Consider the following 26,429-nt stretch of genomic DNA (forward strand, 5'->3'; position numbering starts at 1 on the left):
ACCGATGTTGAAAATATTATTATGTTCCTATCAATCTATTAAACAAAGCTTTATTTAGAAGATAAATATTTTGCAACTATAGTTAATACGTCTTCTGCATTTATTGGTTTACCGATAAAATCTGATGCACCCATCATTTTTGTGCGTACTCTTTCAATCATGCCATCATTGGAAGTGATTATAATAATAGGGGTTTGACGAAACATAGATAATTTTCTAAGACTGGCACATATTTCATAGCCGTTAGTATTGGGCATTACTAAATCTAAAAAAATTAAATCTGGTTTTACTGCTAAAATTTTGGCGATCGCTTTTAAAGGTTCAGTAATACCGATAAATTGGTATCCAGATTTTTTGAGAATAGTCGCCATAGTCTCGCAAATCATCGGACTATCGTCAATACAAGCAATTAAAGCCGTTTTTTCTTCAGGCTGAATAATCGTTGGTAGAGAAATTGGAGTAGGCAAATCCGCAACGGAAACTAAATCGATATAACCTTCTTGAATGTACGGCAATAATGAACTGCTAAACTGGTTCAAATCTCTTTTTAATTGTAAAGACAAATCTCGCAAAGAGTTTCTACCATTAAATAATTTAGTAAAAGCACTATAGGTTTTTGGAGATATTTTCTGCTTTAATTGTTCTGGAGAACGAATTACAGGAGCTTTATTCGGAGAACGATCGCCTAACCTAAGACTAACCCAATTCTGCCATTGTTGCCATGCTGGTACAATAACTTGATTTGCATCGAGGAGAAAAATTTGTTCAGAGATAGGTACACCAATATCACTATTGAGATGGAAAGTAATTTCTGTAGTTTGATTGAGATCGAAAAAAATTTCTATGAGAATACTATTAAGCATTTTGATCACAGATTCACGATCTGCTCTATTATTTAACAACCAACGACGTAATAATTCATACTCCCAACAAAACTTAATATTATGACTAGAAATAGATTGAATTTGTTCTTCTAAATATCCCGCATCAGTAGCAATGCTGGGAAGATAAGCGGCTAAATTTCGTCGCCAACGCCTAACCGAATGTTCTCCTCCTGTACCATAAATCAAACGCCCCATATACAAATAAAAACACCATTCAGCCTTTCCAGCATAAACTAATTTAACTTCACCACTAAATTGATGTTTTTTGAGGGTGTTAAAAAGATAGGTTTGTTTTGATGCCACAAACCCCTTAATTGGAACACTATAGTTTTCTTTATTAGGCGTATCCATCAATGATAAATTAGAAGTAGGCTGATAATCGTTGTTTAAATCTTAGTATAAAATTCAGAGATTTTCTGATTCATAACATCATTGCCACTATAGCAGTTATTCTTGTTCTAATTATTCTTGCTATATTTTCAGTATATATATTAACATCTTAGTCTTATTGTTTATGAGTATTAATTTTCAAACTATTGTTACTACCCTCAATCAATTTTGGAGTGATAGAAATTGTCTGATAGCCCAACCTTACGACACTGAAAAGGGTGCAGGTACAATGAGTCATCATACCTTTTTACGAGCTATTGGTCCAGAACCTTGGTCAGTAGCATATATAGAACCTTGTAGAAGACCTACCGATGGACGTTACGGAGAAAACCCTAATCGAGTACAACATTATTATCAATATCAAGTCTTGATTAAACCATCTCCGAATAATATTCAAGAAATTTATTTAGACTCATTAAAAGCCTTGGGTATTCATCCCGAAGATCATGATATTCGTTTTGTAGAAGATAACTGGGAATCTCCTACCCTTGGTGCATGGGGTGTCGGCTGGGAAGTATGGTTAGATGGTATGGAAATTACACAATTTACTTATTTTCAACAATGTGGCGGTATTGACTGTCATCCCGTTTCCATTGAAATTACCTACGGTTTAGAGAGATTAGCAATGTATCTTCAAGATGTAGATAGCATTTATGAAGTTCAATGGAATGACAAAGTAAAATACGGGGATATTTTCTTGCAAGGAGAAATTGAACAATGCACATATAATTTTGAAGCATCCAATCCAGATTTATTATTAAAACTCTTTAATTTATATGAAGAAGAAGCTAAACAATTAATAGAAAAAAATCTTGTTTTACCTAGTTTAGATTATGTTTTAAAGTGTTCTCATTGTTTTAATTTATTAGATGCTAGAGGAGTAATTGCTGTAACTGAACGAACTAGGTATATTGGCAGAATTCGTAATTTAGCTCGTCAAGTTGCTCATCAATATTTGAATCAAAGAAAATCGTTAAATTTCCCTTTAATAAAAGACAAATTTGTCGTTAATAATTAGCAATAAAATTCAATCAATATAGATAATAAACAATAATTACTTATTTAAAAAATGGAGATTTTGTTTATATTACATATTTATTAGATACCAATATCTATTTTTTAAAAAAAATTAGTAAAAATATTAAAAAAATTTAAGATATAAACTATTATTTAACTTCATCAACAAATGACAAAATCTCAACTATCTTTTATACGAAAAGATTTACTCAATTTATCAGCTTATATACCAACGCCCATTGGTGAAAATCAGCAACAACTAACAAGATTAGATGCCAATGAAAGTCCTTATAATTTACCATCAGAATTAAAAACCAAATTAGCCTTATTCTACGAACAAGAAATCGAAACTAATCGTTATCCTGATGGTAGTCATTTTAAGCTAAAAAATTTAATTGCTGACTATGTTAATGAATCAATAAATTCACCTCAATTTATCAAGCATAATAACATTTCTGTCGGTAACGGTTCAGATGAATTAATTCGTTCTATTTTAATCGCTACTTGTCTTAATAATCAAGGTTCAATTTTAGTGGCTAATCCTACATTTTCTATGTACGAAATCTTAGCTCAAAGTTTAGGAATTATTACTCATTCAATTAATAGAAATGAAAGTAATTTTTCTTGGAATTTAGATCAAGCAAATCAGGTAATTTCCGACTCAAATAATCCTCCTGTGAAAGTGATTTTTGTGGTGCATCCAAATTCCCCTACTGCTAATTGCTTAACCATAGATGAAATTCAATGGTTAAAGAATTTACCCTCAAATATTTTAGTTGTCATTGATGAGGCTTATTATGAATTTAGTCAACAAACTTTAGTTTCAGAATTACAAAATCACCCTAATTGGCTAATTTTACGTACTTTTTCTAAGGCTTTTCGGTTAGCCGCTCATCGAGTAGGATATGCGATCGCCAATCTTGATGTAATCAAAATATTAGAGAAAATCCGCTTACCATATAATTTACCGACATTTTCTCAATTAGCCGCAGAATTGGTGTTGGAAAATCGAGAGATAATCTTACCCGCCGTGAAACAAGTCATGACGGAAAAAGAAAGGGTATATAAAACTTTAGTGAATAATCCTTTGTTAAAAGTGTGGCATAGTGACGCTAATTTTATTTATTTACGTTTAGCTGATAACCCCAGTAACGAAAATCATTATCGTATTTTACAACAACTAAAACAAGACAATATTATTGTCAGACACACGGGAGGAGGTTTAAGAATTTCTATCGGTACAATAACGGAAAATAATCATCTTCTGGATAAATTAGACAGTCCGTAAAAAAAAGTACTATGCTACGTCCGTATAGCTTAGATACGGTTGACAAATTTTTAAATTCTTATATTCAGGTGTTAAACCGCTATTTTACTTGACATTGGGGGCAAAAATGACTTGATCTTCCCCCTATTTTTATTTTATCTATCAAAGTGTTACAAACTCGACAAGGTTGATTTTTGCGTCCATAAACTAAGGCAATACCCCCATAATTACCATTCACCCCTGTTATTTGCAGAAAATCGCTAAAACTTGTTCCTCCTGCGGCGATCGCATTTTCTAAGACAGTAATAATTGCTAATCTAAGAGTACAAACTTGAGAAAATGTCAAATCACAAGATAAGGTTAAAGGATGAATGTTAGATTTGAAAAGAGCTTCATCAGCATAAATATTTCCAATACCCGCAACTAAATTTTGGTCTAATAGTGTGGTTTTTATGGGGCGACGACTTTTATTTAACTTTGATTGTAAATAAGAATCAGAAAAATTGGCAGAAAAAGGCTCATGTCCTAATTTTTGTAAACCAGTAATAATAGTTTCAGGAGGTTGATTTTCAGAGATAAACCAAACTTTACCGAAAGTTCTTGTATCTACAAAACGTAATTCTTGATTATCAGGAAAAAAGAAACGAATACGAGTATGTTTGTGTAAAGGAGTATCTTGAGTCAACCATAACAATTGCCCTGTCATCCGTAAATGAACACCTAGCCAACCATCAGATAATTGGGCTAATAAATATTTTCCCCGTCGATGCCATGCAATTATTTTTTGTGACTTAATGCCTTTAGTAAATGTATCGTCAACATCAGGATAAGCCAAAGTACGGGATAATAAAACCTCTGCACCAATAAAAGTGAGTTCGGAGGTTGCCTTGTTCAGCCCCCGACACACAGTTTCTACTTCAGGTAATTCAGGCATAAATTAAGCCCTATAAGATAGAGTTAAACTAGATTACTTTTTCGCTACAGGGGCGGAAACTTCTTCTAATTCATGTTCAGCGAAATTATTGGTGTTAACACCACCAGCACTGCCGCTAAAACCATTATAGTTTACGGTATCAAAACGAACGATAACAGGGTAAATGATACCGCTTTTGTCGATACTAGCAACAGTCCCTACATCTCTATACCAGTAGGATTCTTTGCGTAAAATTCTTACTTTTGAACCACGTTGAATTGCCATAGGTTAATTAATTATTCTTCTGAAAATGACCATTAAATAACAGATTACTACTTGTTTGTCTCAATGACATCAATTTTTACTTTAAGTTTTATTAAGTTTTTATAAATTATAGTCTTCAAAGTTTAACTTATATCTTTTGTTTTTCTGTCTTTTTCTGATGTTTTCACCGAAACCCCGAACTCAGGCAAGGTTTATTGTAAGATGGTTACTTATCGATATTGATGATTATATTTATTTTTATGTCTAATTCAGCCCTTACAGAAGTTATTAAACTACCACGCACCAGTGAATCTGAAAACTTAAAGAAAATTCGTCATACTACTTCTCATGTTATGGCGATGGCGGTACAAAAATTATATCCCAATGCGCAGGTGACGATCGGTCCTTGGACAGAAAACGGCTTTTATTATGACTTTGATTTATCAGAACCTTTGACAGAAAAGGATCTCAAGACAATTAAAAAAGAAATGATCAAAATTATCAATCGTAAATTGCCTGTAATTCGAGAAGTTGTCAGTAGAGAAGAAGCCCAAACTAGAATAAAAAGTATTAATGAACCTTATAAACTAGAAATTTTAGACAGTATTAAGGATGATACTATCACCATATACCATTTAGCAGAAGAATGGTGGGATTTATGTGCAGGTCCTCACGTTGACTCTACTGCAGACTTAAATCCTAAGGCAATCGAGCTTGAAAGTATTGCTGGTGCTTACTGGCGAGGTGATGCTAATAATAAACAGTTACAACGATTATACGGCACAGCATGGGAAACTCCCGAACAATTAGAGGAATATAAAAGACGTAAGGAAGAAGCCTTAAAAAGAGATCATCGTAAACTAGGTAAGGAATTGGGTCTATTTATCTTCGCAGATCCTGTCGGTCCTGGTTTGCCACTTTGGACACCAAAAGGTACTTTAATTCGCTCAACTTTAGAAGATTTTTTGAAAAAAGAGCAAACAAAACGAGGTTATCTCCAAGTTGTTACTCCTCACATCGGCAGAATCGATTTATTTAAGATTTCTGGACATTGGCAAAACTATAAAGAAGATATGTTTCCCATGATGGCGGATAACTTTGAGGAAGCCGAAAAAGAAGTCGGTTTTGTCTTAAAACCCATGAATTGCCCTTTTCACATCCAAATTTATAAAAGTGAATTGCGCTCTTACCGTGAATTACCTATGCGTTTAGCGGAATTTGGTACGGTGTATCGTTATGAGCAATCTGGGGAATTAGGCGGTTTAACGAGGGTTAGAGGCTTTACCGTTGATGATTCTCACCTTTTTGTAACTCCTGAACAACTCGAATCAGAATTTTTCAGCGTAGTTGAACTGATTTTGTCGGTATTCAAGAGCTTACAACTGAAGAATTTTAAAGCCCGTTTAAGTTTTCGTGATCCTAATTCTGACAAATATATTGGCGGGGATGAAGTGTGGGAAAAAGCCCAAAACGCTATCCGTAATGCAGTGCAACACCTCGATATGGATTACTTTGAAGCGGAAGGAGAAGCGGCATTTTATGGACCAAAATTAGACTTTATTTTCCAAGATGCCTTAGAAAGAGAGTGGCAATTAGGTACAGTGCAAGTAGATTACAATTTACCTGAGCGTTTCGATCTTGAATATACTGCTCCCGATGGTACTCGTCAACGTCCCATTATGATTCACCGTGCTCCCTTTGGCTCTTTAGAGCGTCTTATCGGCATTTTAATTGAAGAATATGCAGGGGATTTCCCATTATGGTTAGCACCTGTTCAAGTGCGTTTAATGCCTGTTAACGATGATTTTTCAGGATACTGTCAAGAAGTTTGTCAAAAAATGTTACTCGCTGGTATTCGTGCGGAAGTTGACAACAGTAACGAAAGACTCGGCAAGATGATTCGTAATGGTGAAAAGCAGAAAATTCCTGTCATGGCAGTTGTTGGTGGTAATGAGGTAGAAAATAATACCCTCAATATTCGTACTCGTGCTTCAGGGGAATTAGGGGCTATTTCTGTATTAGAAGTTATCGAAAAAATTAGTACAGCGATCACTAATCATGGAAACTTTTAAGTAATTAACAATTAACAATTAACAATATTAAGTCCCCTTTATGAAGAGGGAATTAGGGGTAAGTGAGTAAGTCCTGAAATTTAAAAAATTTATTTTTTCTCTGTTAATTGGTAACAGTTTTCAAGAGATTTATCGTAGGAAAGACTATAATTTTGTGCTGAAAAACTAATTTTACTACTAGCACCTGATGAGGTTATTTTAACTTGTAAATTTCCTTGACTATCGATGCCTATAATTTTTCCTTGTACTTGTTCAATAGATATTTTTTCGTGGAGATTATACATTAAATTATTATATTTATCTATAACATAATCAATTCCTAAATTTAGATACTCTTGATAACCATTAATAATCCCTAAAGTTACTATTTCTGCTAAATTTTCAATGGATTTAATTCTAAAATTATTCGTTTTTTGACAATAGTTTATTAAGTTAATTCCGTTATCTGGAATTTGATTCTCATAGTTAATACCAATTCCGATTACTACTTCTTTGATTATCTCTTTATCAGTTTTAATTTCCAACAAAATTCCACCTAATTTTTTTCTGTCTAAAATTAAATCATTAAGCCATTTTATTTGTACTGGAATATCAAATTTTCTTAATTCTGTAACAATACCAGATACTGAAAATAATATTAAATGAGACATATTTTTAATAGATAGTCTTACTTCTAATACTATACTTAAATATAATCCTCCTAAAGGGGAACTCCAAATATTGCCTCGTTGTCCTTTTCCTGCGGTTTGTTGTTTAGCGATAACGAAAAAAGGAGGTTTAATATTTTGCTGTATTAATTGCCATGCTTGAGAATTAGTCGAATTTAAAGTTTCATAAACATAACCATTGATGGTATTCTGTTTTACAATTAATAAGGAAAAGTTTTCAGGTAAATTAAGATTTATTTGTTTCATAATTACCATTAAATTTAATAAAAGTTTATACTATGTTAGACGAACAAGAGAATTTAATTGATGTCGAAAAAGTTAACCATACTCCTGAAAAAATAAAACTAATTTATTTAGGTATTTTAGCATTAGGTATTAAAATAGAATCAACAGTTATTCCTGTAAGTAATTCAGAATTAGATTTATTAATTGAATATCTTGCTGAAATTTTACAAAGAAACGATGAATTAATTAGAAGAGCTTGTTCTTTATTAGAGCAAATAGAAACTTCTAATGAGAAGAATTATTATTATGGTATAGTAAAAGATTATTTAGATCAATTTTTAGTTTTGTCTCAATCTGAAGAATTTTTAGATATAAATATTGCCGTTGAAAATCAATCTTATTTTGCCTTAAAAATACTAACTGATTTATTGTTTTATAGTGGAAAATCTGGAAAACGTTTCCTTAAACAACAATTACAATGTTTATAAAAACACACAACTGAAATGCCTTTTACTTTAGACATCTTCCATGATTTTCAAAATCACGGCTAAAGCTTTTACTAAGAAGAGATAACAAATTTTTTTAGAGAAGTTTATTGCCTATTGCCTACTTTTACCATTAAAATTTAGATGCGTTTTTCCCTAATTTTATGAATGATAATCGTTTTGGAGTAATATTAGTCACCATTGGTAATAAAAAAGAAGCAATGAAGATGGCAAAAAAACTTATTGAAGAAAATTTAGCCGCCTGTGTTAATTGTCTGCCAATTACCTCTGTTTATCGTTGGCAAGAAAAAATTTGTCAAGATTCAGAATGGCAGTTGATAATTAAAACGGATTTACAGCTTTTTTGCACGTTAGAAAATAGAATCAAAGAGTTACATTCTTATGAAGTGCCAGAAATTATAGCTATACCCATTATCAAAGCTTCTCAACCTTATCTAAATTGGATTGAAGAAAACGTTATTAAGTCATAAAAATTTCTGAAAAATATTATGGGATACATTATCAGTACTGTTAATATGAAAGGAGGCGTAGGTAAAACTACTTTAACAGTTAATTTAGCTACCTCTTTAGCCAAAAATTTTAACCAAAAAGTTTTAGTTTTAGATTTAGATGCACAAATTAGTGCTACTTTAAGTTTGTTACCTCCCCACGAATTTGGTAAATTAAGAAAAAAACGCAAAACTCTTAGTTATTTGATTGATAATATAGTTCAACCTAATCCTTATGCCAAATTAGGAATTCATGATTTAATTACTAAGTCTGTGTGTGGTTTACCAAAGTTAGAATTGTTGCCCGGAGATATTGAGTTATATGATGAATATTTAGTATCAGAAATGCTACATCAACAAGCTGTTAATGAAAATAAAATCGAAAATTTTGAATCAGTTTGGAATACCTTTGAAAGACTTTTAATCCATAATATTTTACAACCTGTTATTGATGATTATGATTTTATCATCATAGATTGTGCCCCCGGATATAATCTTTTAACTCGAAGTGCCATTGCGGCTAGTGATTTTTATTTATTACCAGCACGTCCTGAACCATTATCATTAGTAGGAATACAATTATTAGAAAGACGAATTAAAAAGTTAAAAGATAGTCATGAAATTAATAACCCTTTAAGTTTGAATTTATTGGGTATAGTTTTCATTCTGTCCGAAGCGGGATTATTTGGACGTTATGATAAATATTATGATCAAGTTATTAGACGGGTTAAACAAGATTTTAATATAGATCAGTTATTTTCTACTGATATTCCCATGGATGTTAATGTTGCTAAAGCTGTTGATTTATTTATGCCTGCGGTATTAACTTCCCCTAATTCTAGTGGCTCAAAAGCTTTTAGTAAACTTACGGAAGAATTTTTAGGTAAGATTAACACTTTCCGTGCAAATCATGGTTAGACAAAATTCAGAATTGAGAATGAAAAACTATTAATTTTTAGTAATTAGAGTCAATCAAAATATTCTTTTTATTTATATATTGCTTGAAGTTTTACAATACAAGTTAATAACTTAATAATTTGGAGAATTTATTCACTATGGACGTTAAAATGTTAATAGTTATCTTAACAGGTTTATTCATTGTTTCTGCATTGTTTTTCGGCACTAGAAACGGTTTCTATGACTCCGATGACTATGATGGGAACGGTTCGGCACATTAAAGTTTATGATTTATGATTAAGCGGCAAGAAATTTTTTCCCCTCCGCAAATTGCTTTTTCTTGTTATCCCTTTGGTGTTGGCAATCAAACTGAAGGGGTGGCAATCCTTCTCAATATCGGTAATTACCGTATTTTACTTGATTGTGGTTTAGCGGAAATAGATTCTTTATCTGCAAATAATGAACCTCCTGCTGATTGGGTTTTTTGTAGTCATGCTCATCAAGATCATGCTCGTGGTTTACTGTCTTTACATCAAAAATTTCCTGATTTACCTATTTATACCAGTGATGTCACGGCTAAGTTACTTCCTCTCAATTGGTTAAATCAAAAAAACTTTTCTTCTTTATCTTTTGCTCAAGTTTTACCTTGGCGATCTCGAAGTAATATATCCAAAAAAATAGATATTACTGATAGAAACCCTATTAATTTAGAATCAGATTTAACGGTAGAATTATTTCCCGCAGGACATTTACCCGGTGCAACTTCTTTTTTGTTTGAATATAAATACAATAATCGAATTTATAAAATTTTCTATACAGGGGATTTTTGTTTATCGAATTTACAATTAGTCGAAGGATTGTCTCTTGATAGTTTACGGGGTTTAAATCCTGATGTCTTAATCTTAGAAGGTAGTTATGGCACTGCTCGACATCCCCATCGCCGTCAACAAGAAAAATACTTGATGGAGAGAATTAAATCTGCTTTAACCGATAATGTTAATGTTATCTTGCCTGTGCCTACTTTTGGTTTAGGTCAAGAATTATTAAAATTATTGCGATCACATCATGAGTTTACGGGAGCAAATTTAGATATATGGGTAGATGGAGACTTACCCACAGCTTGTGATTTATATTTAGAGTTAATGGATTATTTTCCTGCTAATGTGCAAAATTTTGCTAAACATCAGCCATTATTTTGGGATGATAAAATTAAACCAAGAATGAGACGAGTAGAAAATAATCTGCCCCGCCATCAATTAATTAATAGCCCAAGTATTGTTTTAACAGATAATATCAATCATTTAGAAGAATATTGTGAGCAAAGTCAAGAAAAATGGTTAGTTTTAATTTCTGAACAGTCAAAAATCAAGCATTGCTCAATATTTCAAAGATTTATAGCCAATATCAACCCTAAAAAAATTATTCTTGAAGATTATTTATTAGCAGAACACAGTGACGGCAAAAATACAACTCAACTTATTCACAATTTGCGTCCCCAGCATATTATATTCGTTCATGGTTCGCCGAATTATTTAGCAGATTTAACTAGCCTAGAAGAATTACAAAATCGTTATCAATTACACTCTCCTAGGGTGGGAATAATGGTTGATTTACCCATCGGGGCAAAATTTATGCAACCGAAAGTAACTCCTCAAAGCAACTATGAAGGGGAATTAAATGAAACAGGAGCATATATTACAATTACTTTACCAGAACAAATCAACAAAGATCCTCGATGGCAAAATTTCGCCGATACAGGATTAGTGGAAGCACGTTGGCAAGGCGAAGAATTAGTTTTAAGGGGATTATCTCAACGAGAATTATTACAACAAAATAGTTTACTGCGTCGTCAATTAAATCCTGAATCTTGTGGTAATTGTGCTTATTATCAAGATCAATCTTGTAATAATAAAAATTCTCCGTTAGATGGTTTTAAAGTGCCGACAGATGGTTATTGTCCTTTCTTTGAAGGGATTTTGTGAACTATAGCAACGTGAGTTGGAGATAAAATTATCAGTGAAGATAAGAGATAGAGAGATTATGTTTTTGTAAATCAATAAAATTCTCTCAAAAATACACGAATAGCATAGATATTGAGAATTTTTTCCCCATTCTACTTGTCCACCTGTCCATCTATCCACTTGTCTTGTTTTGATTATTTTTCTTCTGCCAAACCGAAGTATTACCCCATTAATCAAATTAAAGTCTATTGACTAAATCTCTGGCTTTGGTGATGGTATCTGGTAAAACACCTACAATCAAGGCAAATATTTCGTCAGGTACTTGATTTGCTGTCTTTGCATCGAACCAATGCTCAAATTGATTAAGAATAACTTGAGCTCTCTCATGAGGTATGGGATTATCCGTAATTTGCTTTGTTAATCTTACCCATTGTCTTCTAATTAAATAAGCACGTTGCCTTTCCGATTGATTGAGGGGTGAAATTAAAGATAATTTACCTACGGGGATAACTTTTTGTAAATCTTCATCAAAACACCCCCCCACAATTGCCCCAGGTCCGGCAAATTCTGCATAATAAGTTTTAATTAAAATTAAGCCATTTTTTCTTTTAGGATTAATCACTAATAACTTTTTATCTCGCAAAAAATCATTTATGTCATATTCTGTTGAATTAGAAGCAATAGTCATAATCAAATGGATTTGGCTAAGAGTAAACGACGCTTACTAGGTACGAATAAACTATATAAGTCAGTTTCTACTTGCCGAATAGTATAACCGTTTCGCAAATACAACTGTTTTCCACTTTGGTTACTTGCTAAAACATGAAGATAAAGTTCTTTAAATCCATGCTCTTTGGCGATAGTTTCACATTTAGATAATAGTTTACTACCGATACCTTGACGGCGATAATTTTTACTCACCGCCAGATTAGCAATATAAGGATAGGTTTTTTTCCCCTTCCAACCATATTCTGTACGAAATGATAATTCTACTGTACCCTTTATTTTCTTACAGTTTTGTTTTTCAGGTGTTATCTTATTTACAGCGACAAGACAAAAATGACTTGCATCGGTTTTTTTTAATCGGTTACGTAAATCTTCACAAACACTTAGCTTGATAAAAGGATAAATCCATAGGGTTAAGTCGTTAAAATTATTAAAACTCAGGGTTAGAACATCTCCAATTTCATTTACATCACTTAGATCGGCAGAGCGAACTAATGTATCTGAAGATTTTTGATGAGCAGGTGTCGAGGCAAAAAAATTTTGAGAACCGAAGAATGATGATTGCACGAATAATACAAAAAATAGTAGATAATTTGGTTATGGATATATAATTTAAGTTTAAATGCAGTTCAATTTTCTCTATATTAACAGGGATTGTTTTTTCCTACATCCGAAATCGAACATCGGACACTATTATTAAGCTCATTTCAGTTCGATATAAAAAACTTTGAAAAATAAGGATTTAAGACTGATGACATACCAAATTGTCGTCACTGAAAAGAATTAAATTTGACAAATAAGTATCGAAAATCAATTTTAATGGTGTTTAAATCAATCCTCTTCTCGTCACTGACCTGAATTCGACATAAAATTATCGGTGATATCTGACTCTCGTTGATAGGCTGACAGGAAGATAGGTAGATGGTATTTCTTGTGAATGAATAAAATTATCCCAAAAATGTATAAAAATTACCTCAGTTCGAGATAAAATTATCAGTCAAGAGAAGGTTTTAGGTATCAAGTGTTAGGTATCAGGTAAAGAATTGGTAAAAAAGTTGTTCAAATTAACTTTATCAAAATTAAATTAAGTAATTAATTGATATAAACAAAGAAATTGTCAACCCGTCAACCTATCCACTTGTCAACTTGTCAACTTGTCAATTTTCTTATCTACTGAATTTAGTTTGATTTTCCGTTAAAATTTAATTTTGTTGAGGTATAAAAACAATTTTATAAATAATGGAAACAAACAATTTAATTTTACGACAAAATATTACTGGAGCAAGACGTTTCAGCAATTTCTGGTGGGCAAGTGTGGTTTCCATTGGTGGTATCGGTTTTTTATTAGCTGGTTTATCTAGTTATTTTCATACTAACTTTCTGATGGTTAGTGATACTTCTACACTTCCATTTGTCCCTCAAGGTATTGCTCTAACTTTTTATGGTGTCGCTGGTACTTTATTAGCCTTATATTTATGGCTGATGGTTTTTCTCAATGTTGGGGGTGGTTATAATGAATTTGATAAGAAAAAAGGTAATGTTACTATTTTTCGTTTCGGATTTCTTGGTAAAAATCGCCGAATTGAGTTAGTTTATAATTTGGATGATATTCAAGCTATTAGGGCAGAAATCAAAGAAGGTTTAAATCCTAAAAGAACTTTATATTTAAGAGTTAAGCCAAAAAGAGATATTCCTTTAACCCCTGTGGGTGAACCTATTTCTCTTTCTAAGTTAGAAAATCAAGGTGCAGAATTAGCTCGTTTTCTCACTGTACCTTTAGAAGGACTTTAAATAATTAACAATTAATAATTAACCCTTTAATTTATTTTATGACAGTGATGAAAATTTCTAATCATGTCAATATTTTTTTGATTTTGTTTTTCATAACAGCGATTAGTTTATCTGGATGTCAGCAGTTGGGTGCTAATACAAATACAGAAAATAATTCTGCTACTACCCAAGAAAATGTTAATTCAGAAAATCCTCCTGAAAATTCTCCCGAAATTACTCAAATTACTCAAAATACAATGAATTTACCTCGATTAGAAGGCAAGGCTACGGTTGTAATGAAAGTTAATGGTCAATCTATCACTATTGAGGTTGACGGCGATAATGCACCAATTACGGCGGGTAATTTTGTCGATTTAGTACAAAAAGGCATTTATAATGGTTTAGTATTTCATCGTGTCGTTAAAGAGCCTCAACCCTTTGTTGTACAAGGTGGAGATCCTCAAGGTAAAGATCCTAAATTTCCTGCTTCTGCTTTGGGTACTGGGGGTTATAATGATCCTGAAACTAAAAAACAACGTTATATTCCTTTAGAAATTCGTCCTCAGTATGATGAAACGGAAAAAGACGCACAAATTCCCGAAATTATTTACAGCACAACCATTAAACAACCACCACAGTTGAAACATGATTATGGTGTAATTGCTATGGCTAGATCTCAAGCCCCAGATTCTGCCTCTTCTCAGTTTTATTTTACCTTAGCTGATTTACCTTTCCTTGATGGTAGTTATGCAGTTTTTGGTAAAGTTACTGAAGGTATGGATGTGGTTGAAAAAATTAAACAAGGCGATCGCATTGAAACTGCAGAAGTTATTACTGGTGCTGAAAATCTGAAACAAGGGAAATAATTAATAATTAATTTTAATGAATTTACCCTCAATTCTAGTATTTATTACTAATTAGTTATAACTTATTACTTATCTTGACTGATAATTTTATCTTGAACTCAGGTAAATTTGCCTTTTGCAATTCCGAATTCCTAATTGTTTTTGATGGTTAAAGTTGTTGTTACAGGCATTAGTCTTCTTAGTTGTTTTGGCAATAAAAATGCTACTTGGAAAGGGATTGTCGAAGGAAATTCGGGAATTAAATTAAGTCAACCTTTTAATTTTTTTCCTGAATTACCCCTAGGATTAATTAACTCTCAACCTTCTCCTATATTTGATTTGACGACTCAATTAATTAAAGATGTTTGTTTAGACGGAAATATTTTTCCCCCATTAAATGATATTGCGGTAGTTATCGGTTCGAGTCGTGGTTGTCAAAGTCAATGGGAATCGTTTTTATCTTTATTTTCTTCTCACAATTTAGATCAAATTTCTGATTTTTCTCCCCATTGGCTAAATACCTTGCCCTCTCAACCTGCCCTTATTGTCGCTAAATATTTACAAACTTCTGCTTGTGTACTTGCTCCTGCTAATGCTTGTGCTACAGGATTAGTGGCGATCGCTCAAGGATACGAATTAATTAAACAAAAAAAAACTGAAAGAGTAATTGTTGGTGCGGTAGAAACTCCCATTACTCCTTTAACCATAGCAGGATTTACTCAAATGAAAGCATTAAGTGATACTGGATGTTATCCTTTTGCCAGAAAAAGAGATGGATTTGTTTTAGGAGAAGGAGGTGCAATGTTAATGTTAGAAACAGAAGAAATAGCCCGAAATCGTAAAGCTAAAATATATGGTGAAATTCTCTCATGGGGTATGAGTTGTGATGCTAATACCATGACTTCTCCTTCCAGTGATGGTAAAACGGCCATGAGTACCATTGAAAAATGTTTAATACGTGGGGGATTATCTGCAAAAGATATTGATTATATCAACGCTCACGGCACGGGTACAATACTTAACGATCAAAGAGAAGCTAAAATTATTGAGAAACTATTTGTTCATAATCCGAAAGTAAGTTCTAATAAAGGTGCAATAGGTCATACATTAGGTGCTTCTGGTGCTATGGCAACAGTTTTAAGTTTGATGTCTTTAAAAAAACAGATACTATTACCTAATATTGGCTTATCAAATTCCGATTTTTCCCTTAATTTTTGCCGAGAATCTGATGATTATAACCTCAAGAAAATGCTTTGTTTTAGCTTCGGATTTGGCGGACAAAATGCGGTTTTAGCTATCGGAAATTAATTGTTAATTGTTAATTGTTAATTGTTAATGAGTTTAAGATGCTTTTTTGGCGATCGTCATATCCTGTTGACGAGGTTGAGGTGCAACTTTTTGATTATGAACTTGTTGACGACCATTGTGTACAACTCTTAACATATCACTCAAATCTTTTTCTAGTTTACCTAATACTGAGTCAGCATAAATATCCGCTTCGTTTTGAATATCTTCTGCTTCTAAAATAGCTTGTTGTCGAGTTTTAATAGCTTCTTGTTGAATTTTTTGTCTAATTTGCTCTACTTCATTAATAGTTTTCCGTTGTAAATTTTCGCAGTCTTGTTGTACTTGTCTTCTAATTTGATGAGCTTGACTTTCTGCTTGTTGCACAATGCGAGATTCATCTAAGAGTTGTGCCGCTCTTCTTTGAGCATTTTCGACTATTTTTTGAGCATAATTTTGTGCTTCTGAAAGAATTTGCTCTCTTTGCTGTAATATTTGCGTTGCTTGTTGCAAACAATCAGGAATATTAATTCTAATTAAATCTAGTTGATTAATTAATGTATCCTCGTCAATTAAAGTTTTACCCATAAAAGGAATACGAGTGCCATTGAGTATTAAATCTTCTAATCTATCTATTTCATCAGGCATACTAACACCCATTTCTTCTATTTTAGGTGGTTTTTCTGGTGAAGAGTTGAGGGGAATAAATTGTTGTTGAGGTGTTAAATTATTTGCCATAGTCAATCAAAAATCTCCTTTATTGTTCTGATATAAATTACAAGTTATTGAAATAATTAAACTATATATTAGACTGTGTTGATAATAATACGAAAATTAATTAAAGTATTACCGTATTTAATTCTGATGTTTAGGGTAAATATCTTTATTGATAACTATTTTTTCTATCTTTTATTCTCACGAAAGCACTTTTTCAGCAAACTTTACTTATTTTCATTGTACCAAATTCGATTTTGAGGAATACCAAGAGAAATACCAGATCTTTGAAATGCTTCTTTTACTCGCCAACGATATTCTCTACCCACAGCCCATTGTTGTAAAGGTAATGTTTTAATTAAAACTCTGATTAACACTCCATTATGATCTATTTGGTCAATACCTAAAATATCGGCAGTATCAAACATTTTTTCTCGCCATTCTGGTTCTTTATACATTTGATCTGCTACTCTTTGTAAAGTATTCATGGTTTTTTGTAAATTAGCTTCCCATGATACTTGAATCGTAAAATTAACCCTTGACCAATTTTTTGTCATGTTAATGACGCTAGAAACTTGTCCATTAGGAATCGTAATTAATTGTCCATCTAAATTACGTAAAGAAGTTGTATAAAGATTCATCGTTTCTACAAACCCTTCTAATTTATTGATTTGAACAAAATCTCCTAAGGCATAGCGATCCGTGATGAGAATTAATGTACCATTAAGTAAATCATCAAGAATATTACGAGAAAGAAATGCAAATAGTACAGCTAATGCTCCAGCACCAGCTAAAACATTTACGTCTAATCCAATTACTCCTAAGCTCAAGAAAATACCAATGATATTAAATATAATTGTTGTCGCTTTTCTTAAGGCAGGAGAATAAGTATTAACTCTTAATATAGGACGATTAGAATAAGGTTGAAGTTCTTGTTTTTCTTTTGCCCACTCATTTAACGCACTATCAATCCAAAAATCAGTGATTCTATCTGCCAATACCATTGTTACCCATATAAATGGTAATAGTAAGGCTTGGGTGAAAAATAGATTAAATAAAAAACGAGTTTCTCTAAAGGTAACAGTAATAATAGTGATTGCTAAAAAAATGATCGTGATTTGACTTAAAAATATCAAGCTAGAGAATAATTCAATTAAATTGATTTGTTGTTTAATTAAATTTTGTTTTTGTAAGAAGCCTTGTGGAAATAGTTTTACAGAAAAAGATAAGCCTTCAAAAATTAATTGTTTTCCGTTATTGATTCCCTTAAGAAAAATATTTTCTGATAAAGCAAAGTCATTTTTAACATCAGATTTAACTATCTCTTTTTCTTTTTCTTCAATCGTTAATTTAGAATTTTTTAAATTGGTTTTTTTGGCATAATTAGTTTCTGGATTTATCTTTAAACTTTCATTAATTTCATCTAATTTTTCTTGCAAATTTCTTTTTACTTTTCTGAAAATTCTTTTAATTTTTTTCTCTAAGAATACAAATAAAATAGCTATAGTAATAATTAAATTGGAAAAATTAAACCTTAAAAAAGGTCTTTGTATATCCATTTCTAAACCCCAAAGGGCATTACTAAAAGATAGTTTTATTTTTGAACGCCATATTTGCGCTAATTGATCTATTGTCATTGCATTAGCACTAGCATCTACTTCTGTGACAGTGATAATAGCTTGTTGTGGTAAACCTAATTCTTTTTGTCCCGCTACATATACTACTGTTTGACCATTTTCGATGCCTATTTCGACAATAGGAGTTGCTGGATGAAAAGGTTTTTTAGTGGTAATTAGCCAGAATCTCCTATTTTTTCTTTCTTCCATCGGATTATTTCTGACTATGGGGCGTAAATGATTAAAAACACCGATGAAGACATTTTGGATAAATCGAGCTCTTTGTTCAACTTCTAAAGCTACTTCTCTAGTGGTTTTAGTTCTATCTCTTGGGATTGCAAGAATAATTCGATCTCCTAATAAATCTCCATCACCGAAGAAAAAAACTGGACTACATAAAAATCTACCACAAGGAATAGCCCGATTCAAATCCCATGCTGGAGTTTGAGGTAGTTCATTGATAGCATCTTCAGAAAACAAAAAAGGAATTTGAGCGTCAACAAAAGGAGAAAAACTCATCATCAGAGTTAAACTACCAAGAAAAATTAAAAAATAGCAAATAATTTTCTGCCTAATTGTTTTCATTACACTTTGAATATTAACAATTTTTAACTCCTATGTTAATATTAACTTATCACCTTCTGTATTTTAAAATAAATTCATTTATGAATAGCTATGATGTTATTGTTATTGGTGGTGGTTTAACTGGCTCAGTGTTAAGCTATGAATTAGCAAAAAAAAAAGTTAAAGTTTTATTATTAGAAAAAGATGCTTCTTTAAACAATGCAACAACTTCAAGCTATGGTGGTATTTCTTATTGGGGAGGAACAGATAAATTAACAAATCAATTATGTGAAGAAGGTATTAATATTTATCGTAATCTCAGGGAAGAATTATCAGAAAATATAGAGTTTAGAGAATTAGATCTTTTATTTACTATTGATCCCAGTCAAGATGTTGAAAAGTTAATTGCTGATTATCAAAAATTTTATATCAAGCCAGAATTTCTAAATATTGATGAAAGTAAACAATTAGAACCTTTATTAAATCCTAATGCTATTTCTGGTTGTTTAAAGTTTCCTCAAGGTCATGTTAACCCCGAAAAAATGATTTTAGCTTATCAAAAACAATTCATTAAATTAGGTGGCAAAATCGAAAAAGAATTAGTGACTTTTATCAAAAATAAACACAATAAAATTGAAGGTATTCAAACTAATAAAAATATTTATTTTAGTCCACAAGTTATTATCTCAGCAGGGGCATTTTCTAAGCAATTATTAGAAAATTTGGGATTAAATTTACCTATTTATTTTAGTCATGCACAACTAATAAAAATTCCTTCTTCAGAAATAAAGTTACGTACTTTAGTAATGCCTTGTACTAGCAAACGCTTAGACACAGAAAAAGAAATTACAGGAGAAGAAAGAATATCTATGTGGAAAAACCCTAACAATGAAATACACAGTGACGTTTTAGAAGCTGGGGCAATTCAATTTTTAGACGGTAGTTTTTGTTTAGGTCAAATTAGTCAAATTATTACTAATATAGACACTTCTATCAATTCTAAAGTCAGTGAAAGAAGAATTCGAGAAGCGATCGCTAAAGTTTTACCTAGCTTATCTGTATTACAAGGTACTTGGTATAATTGTCAAGTAGCCTTTAGTCAAGAAATGCCATTTCAGGCGAGAAAAATAGAGGAAATTGAAGGATTATCTTTATTCTCTGGATTTACCAGTCCATTTGTATTTGTACCGCCTTTAGCCCGACATTTTGCCCATTATCTAGTAGAAAATAAAGACAGCATAATCGAGCAATTGCCATCTCTAAGATAAAAATATTGATACTATTACGATACTGAAGTTATATCATCAATGGGAATAGTCCGCAATAACGCTAATATAAAGTAGATGGGCAAATAAAATACCACCCCAAATAAGACTAAATTGAGTTGTCCATAACCATTCAGGATGATTAAAATTATGAAAAAACCAAACTCCAGAATTACAAGCTAAAAACAAGGCTACATGAACAGCAAAATTCATTCTATCATCTAATTTACGATATTGAGGATCATTTTGACGATCAGGTTTTCTCGGCCAACGTGGGGGCATAATAAATGTATTTAAGTTTAAATATTAATAAGTTAATTTTAACATTAACTGATCGTTCACTTAAATTGTTTTGTATTAAGTAGAATATTCCACCTTAAAAGCAACCCCTTCTAAGATAAAATTAGAATAATTTGCTAGGATATTGTTTTTTTCTGTTTCTCCTACAAATAAATAAGTCCCAAGAATATTACTATTTTGTAAACGATAGATAGAATCTCCTTTATTACTATCAGCACCATAAACATAAAAAGCGATACCTTCTTCTTTAAAATTAGTAAAGTTTTGACGAATATTTTTTGCTTCTTCTTCTCCCACAAATAAATAAGTACCGGGAATATTACTATTTTGAAAACGATAAATAGTAGTTAAATTATCATTAGCAGAAATTCCTACATAAAATGCTAGTCCTTCTAATTTAAACTCAGAAAAATTATTTTGAATATTAGTTTTTTCTTGTTCTCCTGTATATAAATAATTACCTAATTGATTTTGATTTTGAAAGCGATATATAGGATTATTCAATAAAGAATCTATTTTATTTATAGATTGATTATTGATACTATTATCGATAGGAATAATATTATTTTCAATCTGATTATCTATAGGAATATTAAGCTCATCATTAGTTTTTTCGACAGGCTTATTCAAATCATTTTCATCAATATTACTATTATCTTCAACGACAAAAGAAAGATCATCTGTAGCTATATCCAATTTTATATTTTGCTTCTTAATAGTAATAGTTTTTGCTACAATATCATCTTGAAAATCTTGATTCAAATTACCTATAAAACTAACATTATAAGTACCGGGAGATAACGGTAAAGAATATCCTCCCGTTGACCAATTTTTTGTTTCATATTTTTCTTTAGAGTCAATATTTTCCGCAATAATATTAATATTTCCAATACCTTCGCCAAGGGTATAAAAATCATCATTCACAATTTCATCACTATAAACTACCCCTGTTAAAAAAGCACTATTACTAGCTGAATAAGCAAAGTGTTGAGTAGTCATCACAGCGTTATAATCAACTTTATTGGAAGTAAAAACTCCTTGAATGGATGCAATCCCAATTTCTTGAAAATCATCCTTCATAATGGCTACCCTATGACCTCTATTGGGATAATTGAGATCCACAAATAAGTTATTATAGTTATCTATAGTAAATTTTGTAAAATCTAGGTTTGCTGTTGTACCTTTCCATGCAATATTTTCACCACTCCCCCAAGGCTCAATAAATTGGTATCCTGCTATTGCCATTCTTTCTTTAGAAGTTGTATTGTTAACCCCTACATGACTGAAAATATCTTCTTCAAGTATCCATTCACTGTGATTTTTGGCACTTTGATTGAGATAAAGATTAAATGCTAGAGGTTGTTTTGGTGTATTAGAGATAGTTCTTTGGGATGGTACACCTTCATTTAAAAGTCCATTAATCAAGCGTTCTGCTTCTTGTTGAGGATTTTTTCTTGCTCGATTGATTAATTCTAGCATTAACTGATCAATTGCTGTTGGTTCTCTTTGAGTCATTTTTAATAATTAATGAAATCTAAGCATTTCTATGCTATCGCAGTTAATCTTCTTCTTAAAAAAATAAAATGATAGATTTTTCTGATTCATATGATTTTTAAAATTATCTCATTCAAAATTTATAATCATTTTTAATATTGATTAATAGTGATTTCTGGTTACTAAAACGATAATTGCTTCCTATCCCATAAGCAGTATCAGTCCTAGTTAATACTTATGATTTTATCTATATTTTTTTGAGTATTTTTTATTATCTCAATACATTTTAAATGTGTTATAAAATTAAAACAAATCAAAGTAAAACTAATTGGATTCTTTCAAAAAATTCAATCAATAGTTGTTATTCGGTTTTTTCTATCTCTTATCTTTTTTGTATAGATAATTATCAATGTGAAAATTTTACATTTAAGCGATATTCATTTAGGCAGCAGTTTTAGTCACGGAAAAATTAACCCCGAAACAGGATTAAATACTAGACTAGAAGACTTTACCAATACTTTAAGTATTTGTATTGATCGAGCGATTGATGATAATCTTGACTTAGTATTGTTCGGCGGTGATGCCTTTCCAGACAGTACACCAGCACCTTATATTCAATCAGCTTTTGCTCATCAATTTCGCCGTTTAGTTGAGGCAAATATTCCTACAGTTTTATTAGTAGGTAATCACGATCAACATACCCAAGGTAATGGTGGTGCTAGTTTATCTATTTATCGTACCTTAGGAGTACCTAATTTTATTGTTGGAGAGCAATTAAAAACTCACTTAATAGAAACAAAATCAGGTTTAATTCAAGTAATCACCTTACCATGGTTAACTCGGTCTGTGTTACTAACTCGCCCTGAAACCGAAGGCTTATCTATGGAAGAAATTAATCAATTATTAATCCAAAAAATTGAACCAGTTTTAGAAGCCGAAATTCGACAATTAAATCCTCAAATTCCAACTGTTTTACTCGCTCATCTGATGGCAGAAAAAGCAAATTTAGGAGCGGAAAGATTTTTAGCTGTTGGTAAAGGTTTTCAAATTCCTTTATCAATGTTAATTCGTTCTGAATTTGATTATGTTGCACTAGGTCATGTTCATAAACATCAAAATCTGAATCGAAAAAATAATCCTCCTGTGGTTTATCCCGGCAGTATTGAGAGAGTAGATTTTTCAGAGGAAAAAGAGGAAAAAGGTTATGTTTTAATTGATATTATTGATAAACAAGTTAACTGGGAATTTTGTTCTTTACCAGCCCGTCGCTTTGTCACCATTGAAACTGATATAAGTGCCAGTAACAATCCTGAATCAGATTTAATACAGGCGATCGCTAAATATAATATAGAAGATGCCGTCGTTCGAGTTATCTATCATCTGCGTTCAGAACAACTAGAATTGATTAAAATGACTCGTATCAATGAAATTTTATCTCCTGCTCATACTTATAACCTCAAAGCTCAATTAGTCACAAAATTAGCTCGGGCAAGATTACCAGAATTGGGGGTTGGCAAAAGTTTAGATCCACTTGAAGCCCTATCGGCATATCTAGGTAATCGTAATGATTTACAAGATTTAGTACCTGATATGTTAGCAGCGGCAAAAAATCTTTTAAGTCAAGTTGTTTAAAAAATGTTATTTTGACAGATAAAAAATAAAGAACAGGGAAAAGCTTAGGGACATAGATTAACATCTTTTGACTTTTTATGTCCCTACTGCCATAGAAAAATTATCAATTATGAATAGTAAAAATCCCTTTTTGTGACTGTAACGGGAAAGTAGAAATTATATTTTTGTTGGCACAATATTTTAAATCATCATCTAAATTTAACTTTAATAGTCTTTGTCCGTGACTACACAAATGGAATAATCCTAATAAATTATCTTCCCATTGACGATATAAAGCGATGGCAGAAATAACTTCATCATTGCCAATCTCATCAAGATTACTTAAATTAACTAACTCAGATGCTATAGCTCCCGCACAAACTGTATCCTCTAAAGAATAACCTCCTTCCCATCCTGAACCTAGTAGCCATACTGTAGCTGGTTTATGTTCTTTTAAATAATTAACTACCGCACCATAATTAATAATTGCGGCAGCAATCACTGTTTTTGCTGATTGGACTCTTTGTAAAGATCGAGTGCCATTTGTAGTACTAATAAATAATTGTTTATCTTTAACAACTTCAGAAGAACAATCTAAGGGAGAATTACCTAAATCACAACTGTCGACTTTTTTTCCGCCTCTTTCTCCCAGTCTTAACCGAGATTCTAAGGGTAATTTATCACTTTCTGCTAATAATAAATCTATATCACTAAAGGCTTGAACAGATTTTGCTCCATTATCTAATGCTGTGCCTATAGTAGTAGTAGCTCTTAATACATCGATGACGATAGCACATTCAGGAATCGTATTGGCTGGGGTAGATTCAGGGGTATGATAAACAGAAATTTTCACGCTAATTTAGGTCAAACTATATTGAACATTCCTGATTGTACATTAATCCTGTCAGAAAAAAATAACCCCCATTCTAAATAAAGAATAGAGATTATTTTTACTTAAGAGTCACAACTAAAAATTTAAACTTTAGTCAAACCCAAATATACTTTAGTAGTTGCGAGAAAAACTGTTACGTCTTCCACCGCCGCCACCGCCGCGGGAATTGTTTTCTTCACGGGGTTTTGCTTTATTTACTTTCATGTCACGGCCCATCCATTCCGCACCGTCTAGCGCTTCGATTGCTGCGTTTTCTTCAGCGTCTGTATTCATTTCTACAAAACCAAAACCGCGCATACGTCCAGTTTCACGATCAGTAGGAAGATAAACTCTTTTTACTGCTCCAAAATCTGCAAACGCAGAGGTTAAATGTGCTTCCGTAACATCATAGGATAAATTGCCTACATAGATTGACATAGTCTGTCTCCAAATTAAAATTTTGTGGTCAAGAGTCGCAATTCGGAGAGAAGCTTGTCAATCTTAAACTCGAAAAACTCGTGAATATCTTAAACAAATCTTTAAACCGATACTTAATCTCATCAAGTTTGATTATAACACTCATTTTCTATTTTGGGGGTGTTTTACAAATTTTTTTTAAAAACTAAGAAGAATAAACGGAAAAAAAGAGGTAAAAGAGCTTTTAAGTCAAGGACAGACAGTTTATCCCATGTATTTTTCTAATTATTTATTTTGCTTTTTTCAACATCTCGACAAGAGTATTGTGTGCGTCTTTAGAATCTTCTAAGGTATGATCAAATTCAATCCGTAATGGTTTTTCTTCTTGGTCATCGATGATTAAGTACATTCCTTCATTATCAATGGATAACATTTTAGCTTTGTCTAAAAATGAAACTTGACCATAATATCGAGCATATAAGGCTATGGCATCGGTATGATCTTCATTCATATGTTTACAAATACGATCGCTGATGGCGGTGGTAATAGTTTCTGTCATACTAATTGATTAGGAACATTTGTGGTTGTATTTTATCATCAAAGGCAAAGAGAAATGACGTTAATTGGTCAGGTTAAAATTATTTTGGTTGAACCAGCAGGAGAAAGAAATATTGGTTCAATTGCTAGAGTTATGCGTAATATGGGTTTATCTGATTTGGTGATTGTTAAGCCTCGCTGTGATTATTTATCAGAAGATGCTCAAGTTATGGCAGTTCATGGAGTTGAAGTTTTACAAAAGGCGGTAATTGTGGATTCTTTACCCATGGCGTTAGAAGGTTGTCAACGGGCGATCGCCACCACTGCAAGAACTAGAGGTATTCCCACCATCTTGGAAACTCCTCGACAAGCACTTCCTTGGTTAATAGAAAAAAATGTAACTTCAGCTTTGATTTTTGGTCCTGAAGATCGAGGTTTAAGTAATCAGGAATTGAGTTACGCTCAACGTTTTGTGTGTATAAAAGCTAATCCTGAATACCCTTCCTTAAATTTGGCTCAAGCAGTGGGAATTTGTGCTTATGAACTTTATCAGAATTTAAATGATCTTAACATTTCAGACAATAGCGACAATGAGATGAACGCCAATATTGAAGAATTAGAAGGATATTATCAACATTTAGAGTCAGTATTACTGGATGTAAATTATTTATACCCTCATACAGCAGCGGTAAAAATGGAAAAATTACGTAGAATTATTAATCGGACTAATTTAAAAAGTCAAGAATTGGCAATGATTAGAGGTATTTTACGACAGATACAGTGGGCAATTAAAGATAGGTAATGAGTGGCATTGAAGGTTTCAATCTTGGAATAAAAAAAATGATCTAAAACATATTTAGATG

27 protein-coding genes are annotated in these 26,429 nt (G+C 32.0%); 14 read left to right on the forward strand and 13 right to left on the reverse strand.

The window, feature by feature from the left end; genetic code table 11:
• Window positions 1–50 precede the first annotated feature (50 nt).
• Window positions 51–1,235, reverse strand: a complete 1,185-nt coding sequence (locus GM3708_RS15135) for a response regulator (protein ID WP_066348682.1) — start codon at window positions 1,233–1,235, stop codon at window positions 51–53.
• Between the two features lie 163 nt (window positions 1,236–1,398).
• On the opposite strand from GM3708_RS15135, the gene glyQ reads away from it, so the two are divergent.
• Both glyQ and GM3708_RS15145 read left to right on the forward strand, forming a co-directional pair.
• Entirely contained in the window at window positions 1,399–2,292 is an 894-nt protein-coding gene (gene glyQ, locus GM3708_RS15140) for a glycine--tRNA ligase subunit alpha (RefSeq protein ID WP_066348685.1), read from the forward strand.
• A 168-nt stretch (window positions 2,293–2,460) separates the two neighbouring features.
• Complete coding sequence (locus GM3708_RS15145) at window positions 2,461–3,579, forward strand: histidinol-phosphate transaminase (protein WP_066348687.1); 1,119 nt, start codon at window positions 2,461–2,463, stop codon at window positions 3,577–3,579.
• A gap of 79 nt (window positions 3,580–3,658) precedes the next feature.
• Here the strand turns inward: GM3708_RS15145 and GM3708_RS15150 are convergent, their stop codons facing one another.
• The gene (locus GM3708_RS15150) at window positions 3,659–4,492 is read right to left on the reverse strand and encodes a DNA-formamidopyrimidine glycosylase (RefSeq protein ID WP_066348690.1); all 834 of its coding nucleotides are present in this window, start codon (window positions 4,490–4,492) and stop codon (window positions 3,659–3,661) included.
• Window positions 4,493–4,525: 33 nt separating this feature from the next.
• Window positions 4,526–4,756 carry a photosystem I reaction center subunit IV gene (locus tag GM3708_RS15155; RefSeq protein ID WP_066348692.1) on the reverse strand — a complete coding sequence of 77 codons (231 nt, stop codon included), beginning with the start codon at window positions 4,754–4,756 and terminating at the stop codon, window positions 4,526–4,528.
• Window positions 4,757–4,995: 239 nt separating this feature from the next.
• Here GM3708_RS15155 and thrS point away from each other — a divergent pair, with 239 nt between their 5' ends.
• Entirely contained in the window at window positions 4,996–6,807 is a 1,812-nt protein-coding gene (gene thrS, locus GM3708_RS15160) for a threonine--tRNA ligase (protein ID WP_066348694.1), read from the forward strand.
• Between the two features lie 89 nt (window positions 6,808–6,896).
• Here the strand turns inward: thrS and GM3708_RS15165 are convergent, their stop codons facing one another.
• On the reverse strand, window positions 6,897–7,721 hold the full coding sequence (locus GM3708_RS15165) for a biotin--[acetyl-CoA-carboxylase] ligase (protein ID WP_158505884.1): 825 nt from the start codon (window positions 7,719–7,721) through the stop codon (window positions 6,897–6,899).
• Between the two features lie 32 nt (window positions 7,722–7,753).
• Between GM3708_RS15165 and GM3708_RS15170 the strand changes: the two genes are divergently transcribed.
• The 5 genes from GM3708_RS15170 (at window position 7,754) to GM3708_RS15185 (ending at window position 11,573) form a co-directional block, all read left to right on the forward strand.
• Window positions 7,754–8,188, forward strand: coding sequence for a DUF3038 domain-containing protein (locus GM3708_RS15170; protein ID WP_066348700.1), 435 nt, complete (start codon window positions 7,754–7,756; stop codon window positions 8,186–8,188).
• A 161-nt stretch (window positions 8,189–8,349) separates the two neighbouring features.
• Window positions 8,350–8,676: a divalent-cation tolerance protein CutA gene (cutA, locus tag GM3708_RS15175; RefSeq protein ID WP_066348702.1), complete on the forward strand. Its 327-nt coding sequence runs from the start codon at window positions 8,350–8,352 to the stop codon at window positions 8,674–8,676.
• Between the two features lie 18 nt (window positions 8,677–8,694).
• Entirely contained in the window at window positions 8,695–9,612 is a 918-nt protein-coding gene (locus tag GM3708_RS15180) for a ParA family protein (RefSeq protein WP_066348703.1), read from the forward strand.
• Window positions 9,613–9,749: 137 nt separating this feature from the next.
• Window positions 9,750–9,872: a hypothetical protein gene (locus GM3708_RS19665; RefSeq protein WP_255358403.1), complete on the forward strand. Its 123-nt coding sequence runs from the start codon at window positions 9,750–9,752 to the stop codon at window positions 9,870–9,872.
• A gap of 12 nt (window positions 9,873–9,884) precedes the next feature.
• Complete coding sequence (locus GM3708_RS15185) at window positions 9,885–11,573, forward strand: MBL fold metallo-hydrolase (protein ID WP_066348706.1); 1,689 nt, start codon at window positions 9,885–9,887, stop codon at window positions 11,571–11,573.
• Window positions 11,574–11,790: 217 nt separating this feature from the next.
• Here GM3708_RS15185 and GM3708_RS15190 read toward each other — a convergent pair whose 3' ends face one another.
• Together GM3708_RS15190 and GM3708_RS15195 are read right to left on the reverse strand one after the other, a co-directional pair.
• Window positions 11,791–12,240 carry a hypothetical protein gene (locus GM3708_RS15190; RefSeq protein WP_066348708.1) on the reverse strand — a complete coding sequence of 150 codons (450 nt, stop codon included), beginning with the start codon at window positions 12,238–12,240 and terminating at the stop codon, window positions 11,791–11,793.
• Between the two features lie 2 nt (window positions 12,241–12,242).
• Window positions 12,243–12,845, reverse strand: a complete 603-nt coding sequence (locus GM3708_RS15195) for a GNAT family N-acetyltransferase (RefSeq protein WP_066348710.1) — start codon at window positions 12,843–12,845, stop codon at window positions 12,243–12,245.
• A 672-nt stretch (window positions 12,846–13,517) separates the two neighbouring features.
• Between GM3708_RS15195 and GM3708_RS15200 the strand changes: the two genes are divergently transcribed.
• From GM3708_RS15200 to GM3708_RS15210, 3 genes are all read left to right on the forward strand, one after another.
• Window positions 13,518–14,069, forward strand: a complete 552-nt coding sequence (locus GM3708_RS15200; protein ID WP_066348713.1) for a photosystem I assembly protein Ycf4 — start codon at window positions 13,518–13,520, stop codon at window positions 14,067–14,069.
• A gap of 38 nt (window positions 14,070–14,107) precedes the next feature.
• Complete coding sequence (locus tag GM3708_RS15205; RefSeq protein WP_144439328.1) at window positions 14,108–14,914, forward strand: peptidylprolyl isomerase; 807 nt, start codon at window positions 14,108–14,110, stop codon at window positions 14,912–14,914.
• Between the two features lie 144 nt (window positions 14,915–15,058).
• Window positions 15,059–16,201 (forward strand): beta-ketoacyl-ACP synthase, encoded by a 1,143-nt coding sequence (locus GM3708_RS15210; protein ID WP_066348715.1) that lies wholly within the window; start codon window positions 15,059–15,061, stop codon window positions 16,199–16,201.
• Window positions 16,202–16,234: 33 nt separating this feature from the next.
• Here GM3708_RS15210 and GM3708_RS15215 read toward each other — a convergent pair whose 3' ends face one another.
• Together GM3708_RS15215 and GM3708_RS15220 are read right to left on the reverse strand one after the other, a co-directional pair.
• The gene (locus GM3708_RS15215) at window positions 16,235–16,915 is read right to left on the reverse strand and encodes an ATP synthase F0 subunit B (RefSeq protein ID WP_066348718.1); all 681 of its coding nucleotides are present in this window, start codon (window positions 16,913–16,915) and stop codon (window positions 16,235–16,237) included.
• Window positions 16,916–17,118: 203 nt separating this feature from the next.
• Window positions 17,119–19,092, reverse strand: coding sequence for a mechanosensitive ion channel domain-containing protein (locus GM3708_RS15220; protein ID WP_231932967.1), 1,974 nt, complete (start codon window positions 19,090–19,092; stop codon window positions 17,119–17,121).
• Window positions 19,093–19,172: 80 nt separating this feature from the next.
• Between GM3708_RS15220 and GM3708_RS15225 the strand changes: the two genes are divergently transcribed.
• Window positions 19,173–20,339, forward strand: coding sequence for an FAD-binding oxidoreductase (locus GM3708_RS15225; protein ID WP_066348720.1), 1,167 nt, complete (start codon window positions 19,173–19,175; stop codon window positions 20,337–20,339).
• Window positions 20,340–20,375: 36 nt separating this feature from the next.
• On the opposite strand, the gene GM3708_RS15230 is transcribed toward GM3708_RS15225, so the two are convergent.
• Together GM3708_RS15230 and GM3708_RS15235 are read right to left on the reverse strand one after the other, a co-directional pair.
• Entirely contained in the window at window positions 20,376–20,618 is a 243-nt protein-coding gene (locus GM3708_RS15230) for a 2TM domain-containing protein (RefSeq protein WP_066348722.1), read from the reverse strand.
• 75 nt (window positions 20,619–20,693) lie between these two features.
• A complete protein-coding gene (locus tag GM3708_RS15235) occupies window positions 20,694–22,151 on the reverse strand; it encodes a CAP domain-containing protein (protein ID WP_066348724.1) in 1,458 nt (485 codons plus the stop codon).
• Window positions 22,152–22,541: 390 nt separating this feature from the next.
• On the opposite strand from GM3708_RS15235, the gene sbcD reads away from it, so the two are divergent.
• On the forward strand, window positions 22,542–23,762 hold the full coding sequence (gene sbcD, locus GM3708_RS15240; RefSeq protein ID WP_066348726.1) for an exonuclease subunit SbcD: 1,221 nt from the start codon (window positions 22,542–22,544) through the stop codon (window positions 23,760–23,762).
• Window positions 23,763–23,865: 103 nt separating this feature from the next.
• Here the strand turns inward: sbcD and GM3708_RS15245 are convergent, their stop codons facing one another.
• The 3 genes from GM3708_RS15245 to GM3708_RS15255 form a co-directional block, all read right to left on the reverse strand.
• Entirely contained in the window at window positions 23,866–24,594 is a 729-nt protein-coding gene (locus GM3708_RS15245) for a 2-phosphosulfolactate phosphatase family protein (RefSeq protein WP_066348732.1), read from the reverse strand.
• Between the two features lie 150 nt (window positions 24,595–24,744).
• Window positions 24,745–25,050, reverse strand: a complete 306-nt coding sequence (locus GM3708_RS15250) for an RNA-binding protein (protein WP_066348734.1) — start codon at window positions 25,048–25,050, stop codon at window positions 24,745–24,747.
• Window positions 25,051–25,318: 268 nt separating this feature from the next.
• Entirely contained in the window at window positions 25,319–25,588 is a 270-nt protein-coding gene (locus GM3708_RS15255; RefSeq protein WP_066348737.1) for a DUF2470 domain-containing protein, read from the reverse strand.
• A gap of 54 nt (window positions 25,589–25,642) precedes the next feature.
• On the opposite strand from GM3708_RS15255, the gene GM3708_RS15260 reads away from it, so the two are divergent.
• Complete coding sequence (locus GM3708_RS15260; RefSeq protein WP_066349518.1) at window positions 25,643–26,368, forward strand: RNA methyltransferase; 726 nt, start codon at window positions 25,643–25,645, stop codon at window positions 26,366–26,368.
• Window positions 26,369–26,429 lie beyond the last annotated feature (61 nt).

Origin of the sequence: Geminocystis sp. NIES-3708 (assembly GCF_001548095.1) — a bacterium.
Lineage (GTDB): Bacteria > Cyanobacteriota > Cyanobacteriia > Cyanobacteriales > Cyanobacteriaceae > Geminocystis.

What these genes read in the sequence shown, in the direction of transcription:
- GM3708_RS15135 (WP_066348682.1), bottom strand. Translation starts at nt 1,235, where the DNA reads ATGGATACGCCTAATAAAGAAAACTATAGTGTTCCAATTAAGGGGTTT.
- glyQ (WP_066348685.1), top strand. Translation starts at nt 1,399, where the DNA reads ATGAGTATTAATTTTCAAACTATTGTTACTACCCTCAATCAATTTTGG.
- GM3708_RS15145 (WP_066348687.1), top strand. Translation starts at nt 2,461, where the DNA reads ATGACAAAATCTCAACTATCTTTTATACGAAAAGATTTACTCAATTTA.
- GM3708_RS15150 (WP_066348690.1), bottom strand. Translation starts at nt 4,492, where the DNA reads ATGCCTGAATTACCTGAAGTAGAAACTGTGTGTCGGGGGCTGAACAAG.
- GM3708_RS15155 (WP_066348692.1), bottom strand. Translation starts at nt 4,756, where the DNA reads ATGGCAATTCAACGTGGTTCAAAAGTAAGAATTTTACGCAAAGAATCC.
- thrS (WP_066348694.1), top strand. Translation starts at nt 4,996, where the DNA reads ATGTCTAATTCAGCCCTTACAGAAGTTATTAAACTACCACGCACCAGT.
- GM3708_RS15165 (WP_158505884.1), bottom strand. Translation starts at nt 7,721, where the DNA reads ATGAAACAAATAAATCTTAATTTACCTGAAAACTTTTCCTTATTAATT.
- GM3708_RS15170 (WP_066348700.1), top strand. Translation starts at nt 7,754, where the DNA reads ATGTTAGACGAACAAGAGAATTTAATTGATGTCGAAAAAGTTAACCAT.
- cutA (WP_066348702.1), top strand. Translation starts at nt 8,350, where the DNA reads ATGAATGATAATCGTTTTGGAGTAATATTAGTCACCATTGGTAATAAA.
- GM3708_RS15180 (WP_066348703.1), top strand. Translation starts at nt 8,695, where the DNA reads ATGGGATACATTATCAGTACTGTTAATATGAAAGGAGGCGTAGGTAAA.
- GM3708_RS19665 (WP_255358403.1), top strand. Translation starts at nt 9,750, where the DNA reads ATGGACGTTAAAATGTTAATAGTTATCTTAACAGGTTTATTCATTGTT.
- GM3708_RS15185 (WP_066348706.1), top strand. Translation starts at nt 9,885, where the DNA reads ATGATTAAGCGGCAAGAAATTTTTTCCCCTCCGCAAATTGCTTTTTCT.
- GM3708_RS15190 (WP_066348708.1), bottom strand. Translation starts at nt 12,240, where the DNA reads ATGACTATTGCTTCTAATTCAACAGAATATGACATAAATGATTTTTTG.
- GM3708_RS15200 (WP_066348713.1), top strand. Translation starts at nt 13,518, where the DNA reads ATGGAAACAAACAATTTAATTTTACGACAAAATATTACTGGAGCAAGA.
- GM3708_RS15205 (WP_144439328.1), top strand. Translation starts at nt 14,108, where the DNA reads ATGACAGTGATGAAAATTTCTAATCATGTCAATATTTTTTTGATTTTG.
- GM3708_RS15210 (WP_066348715.1), top strand. Translation starts at nt 15,059, where the DNA reads ATGGTTAAAGTTGTTGTTACAGGCATTAGTCTTCTTAGTTGTTTTGGC.
- GM3708_RS15215 (WP_066348718.1), bottom strand. Translation starts at nt 16,915, where the DNA reads ATGGCAAATAATTTAACACCTCAACAACAATTTATTCCCCTCAACTCT.
- GM3708_RS15220 (WP_231932967.1), bottom strand. Translation starts at nt 19,092, where the DNA reads ATGAAAACAATTAGGCAGAAAATTATTTGCTATTTTTTAATTTTTCTT.
- GM3708_RS15225 (WP_066348720.1), top strand. Translation starts at nt 19,173, where the DNA reads ATGAATAGCTATGATGTTATTGTTATTGGTGGTGGTTTAACTGGCTCA.
- GM3708_RS15230 (WP_066348722.1), bottom strand. Translation starts at nt 20,618, where the DNA reads ATGCCCCCACGTTGGCCGAGAAAACCTGATCGTCAAAATGATCCTCAA.
- GM3708_RS15235 (WP_066348724.1), bottom strand. Translation starts at nt 22,151, where the DNA reads ATGACTCAAAGAGAACCAACAGCAATTGATCAGTTAATGCTAGAATTA.
- GM3708_RS15250 (WP_066348734.1), bottom strand. Translation starts at nt 25,050, where the DNA reads ATGTCAATCTATGTAGGCAATTTATCCTATGATGTTACGGAAGCACAT.
- GM3708_RS15255 (WP_066348737.1), bottom strand. Translation starts at nt 25,588, where the DNA reads ATGACAGAAACTATTACCACCGCCATCAGCGATCGTATTTGTAAACAT.
- GM3708_RS15260 (WP_066349518.1), top strand. Translation starts at nt 25,643, where the DNA reads ATGACGTTAATTGGTCAGGTTAAAATTATTTTGGTTGAACCAGCAGGA.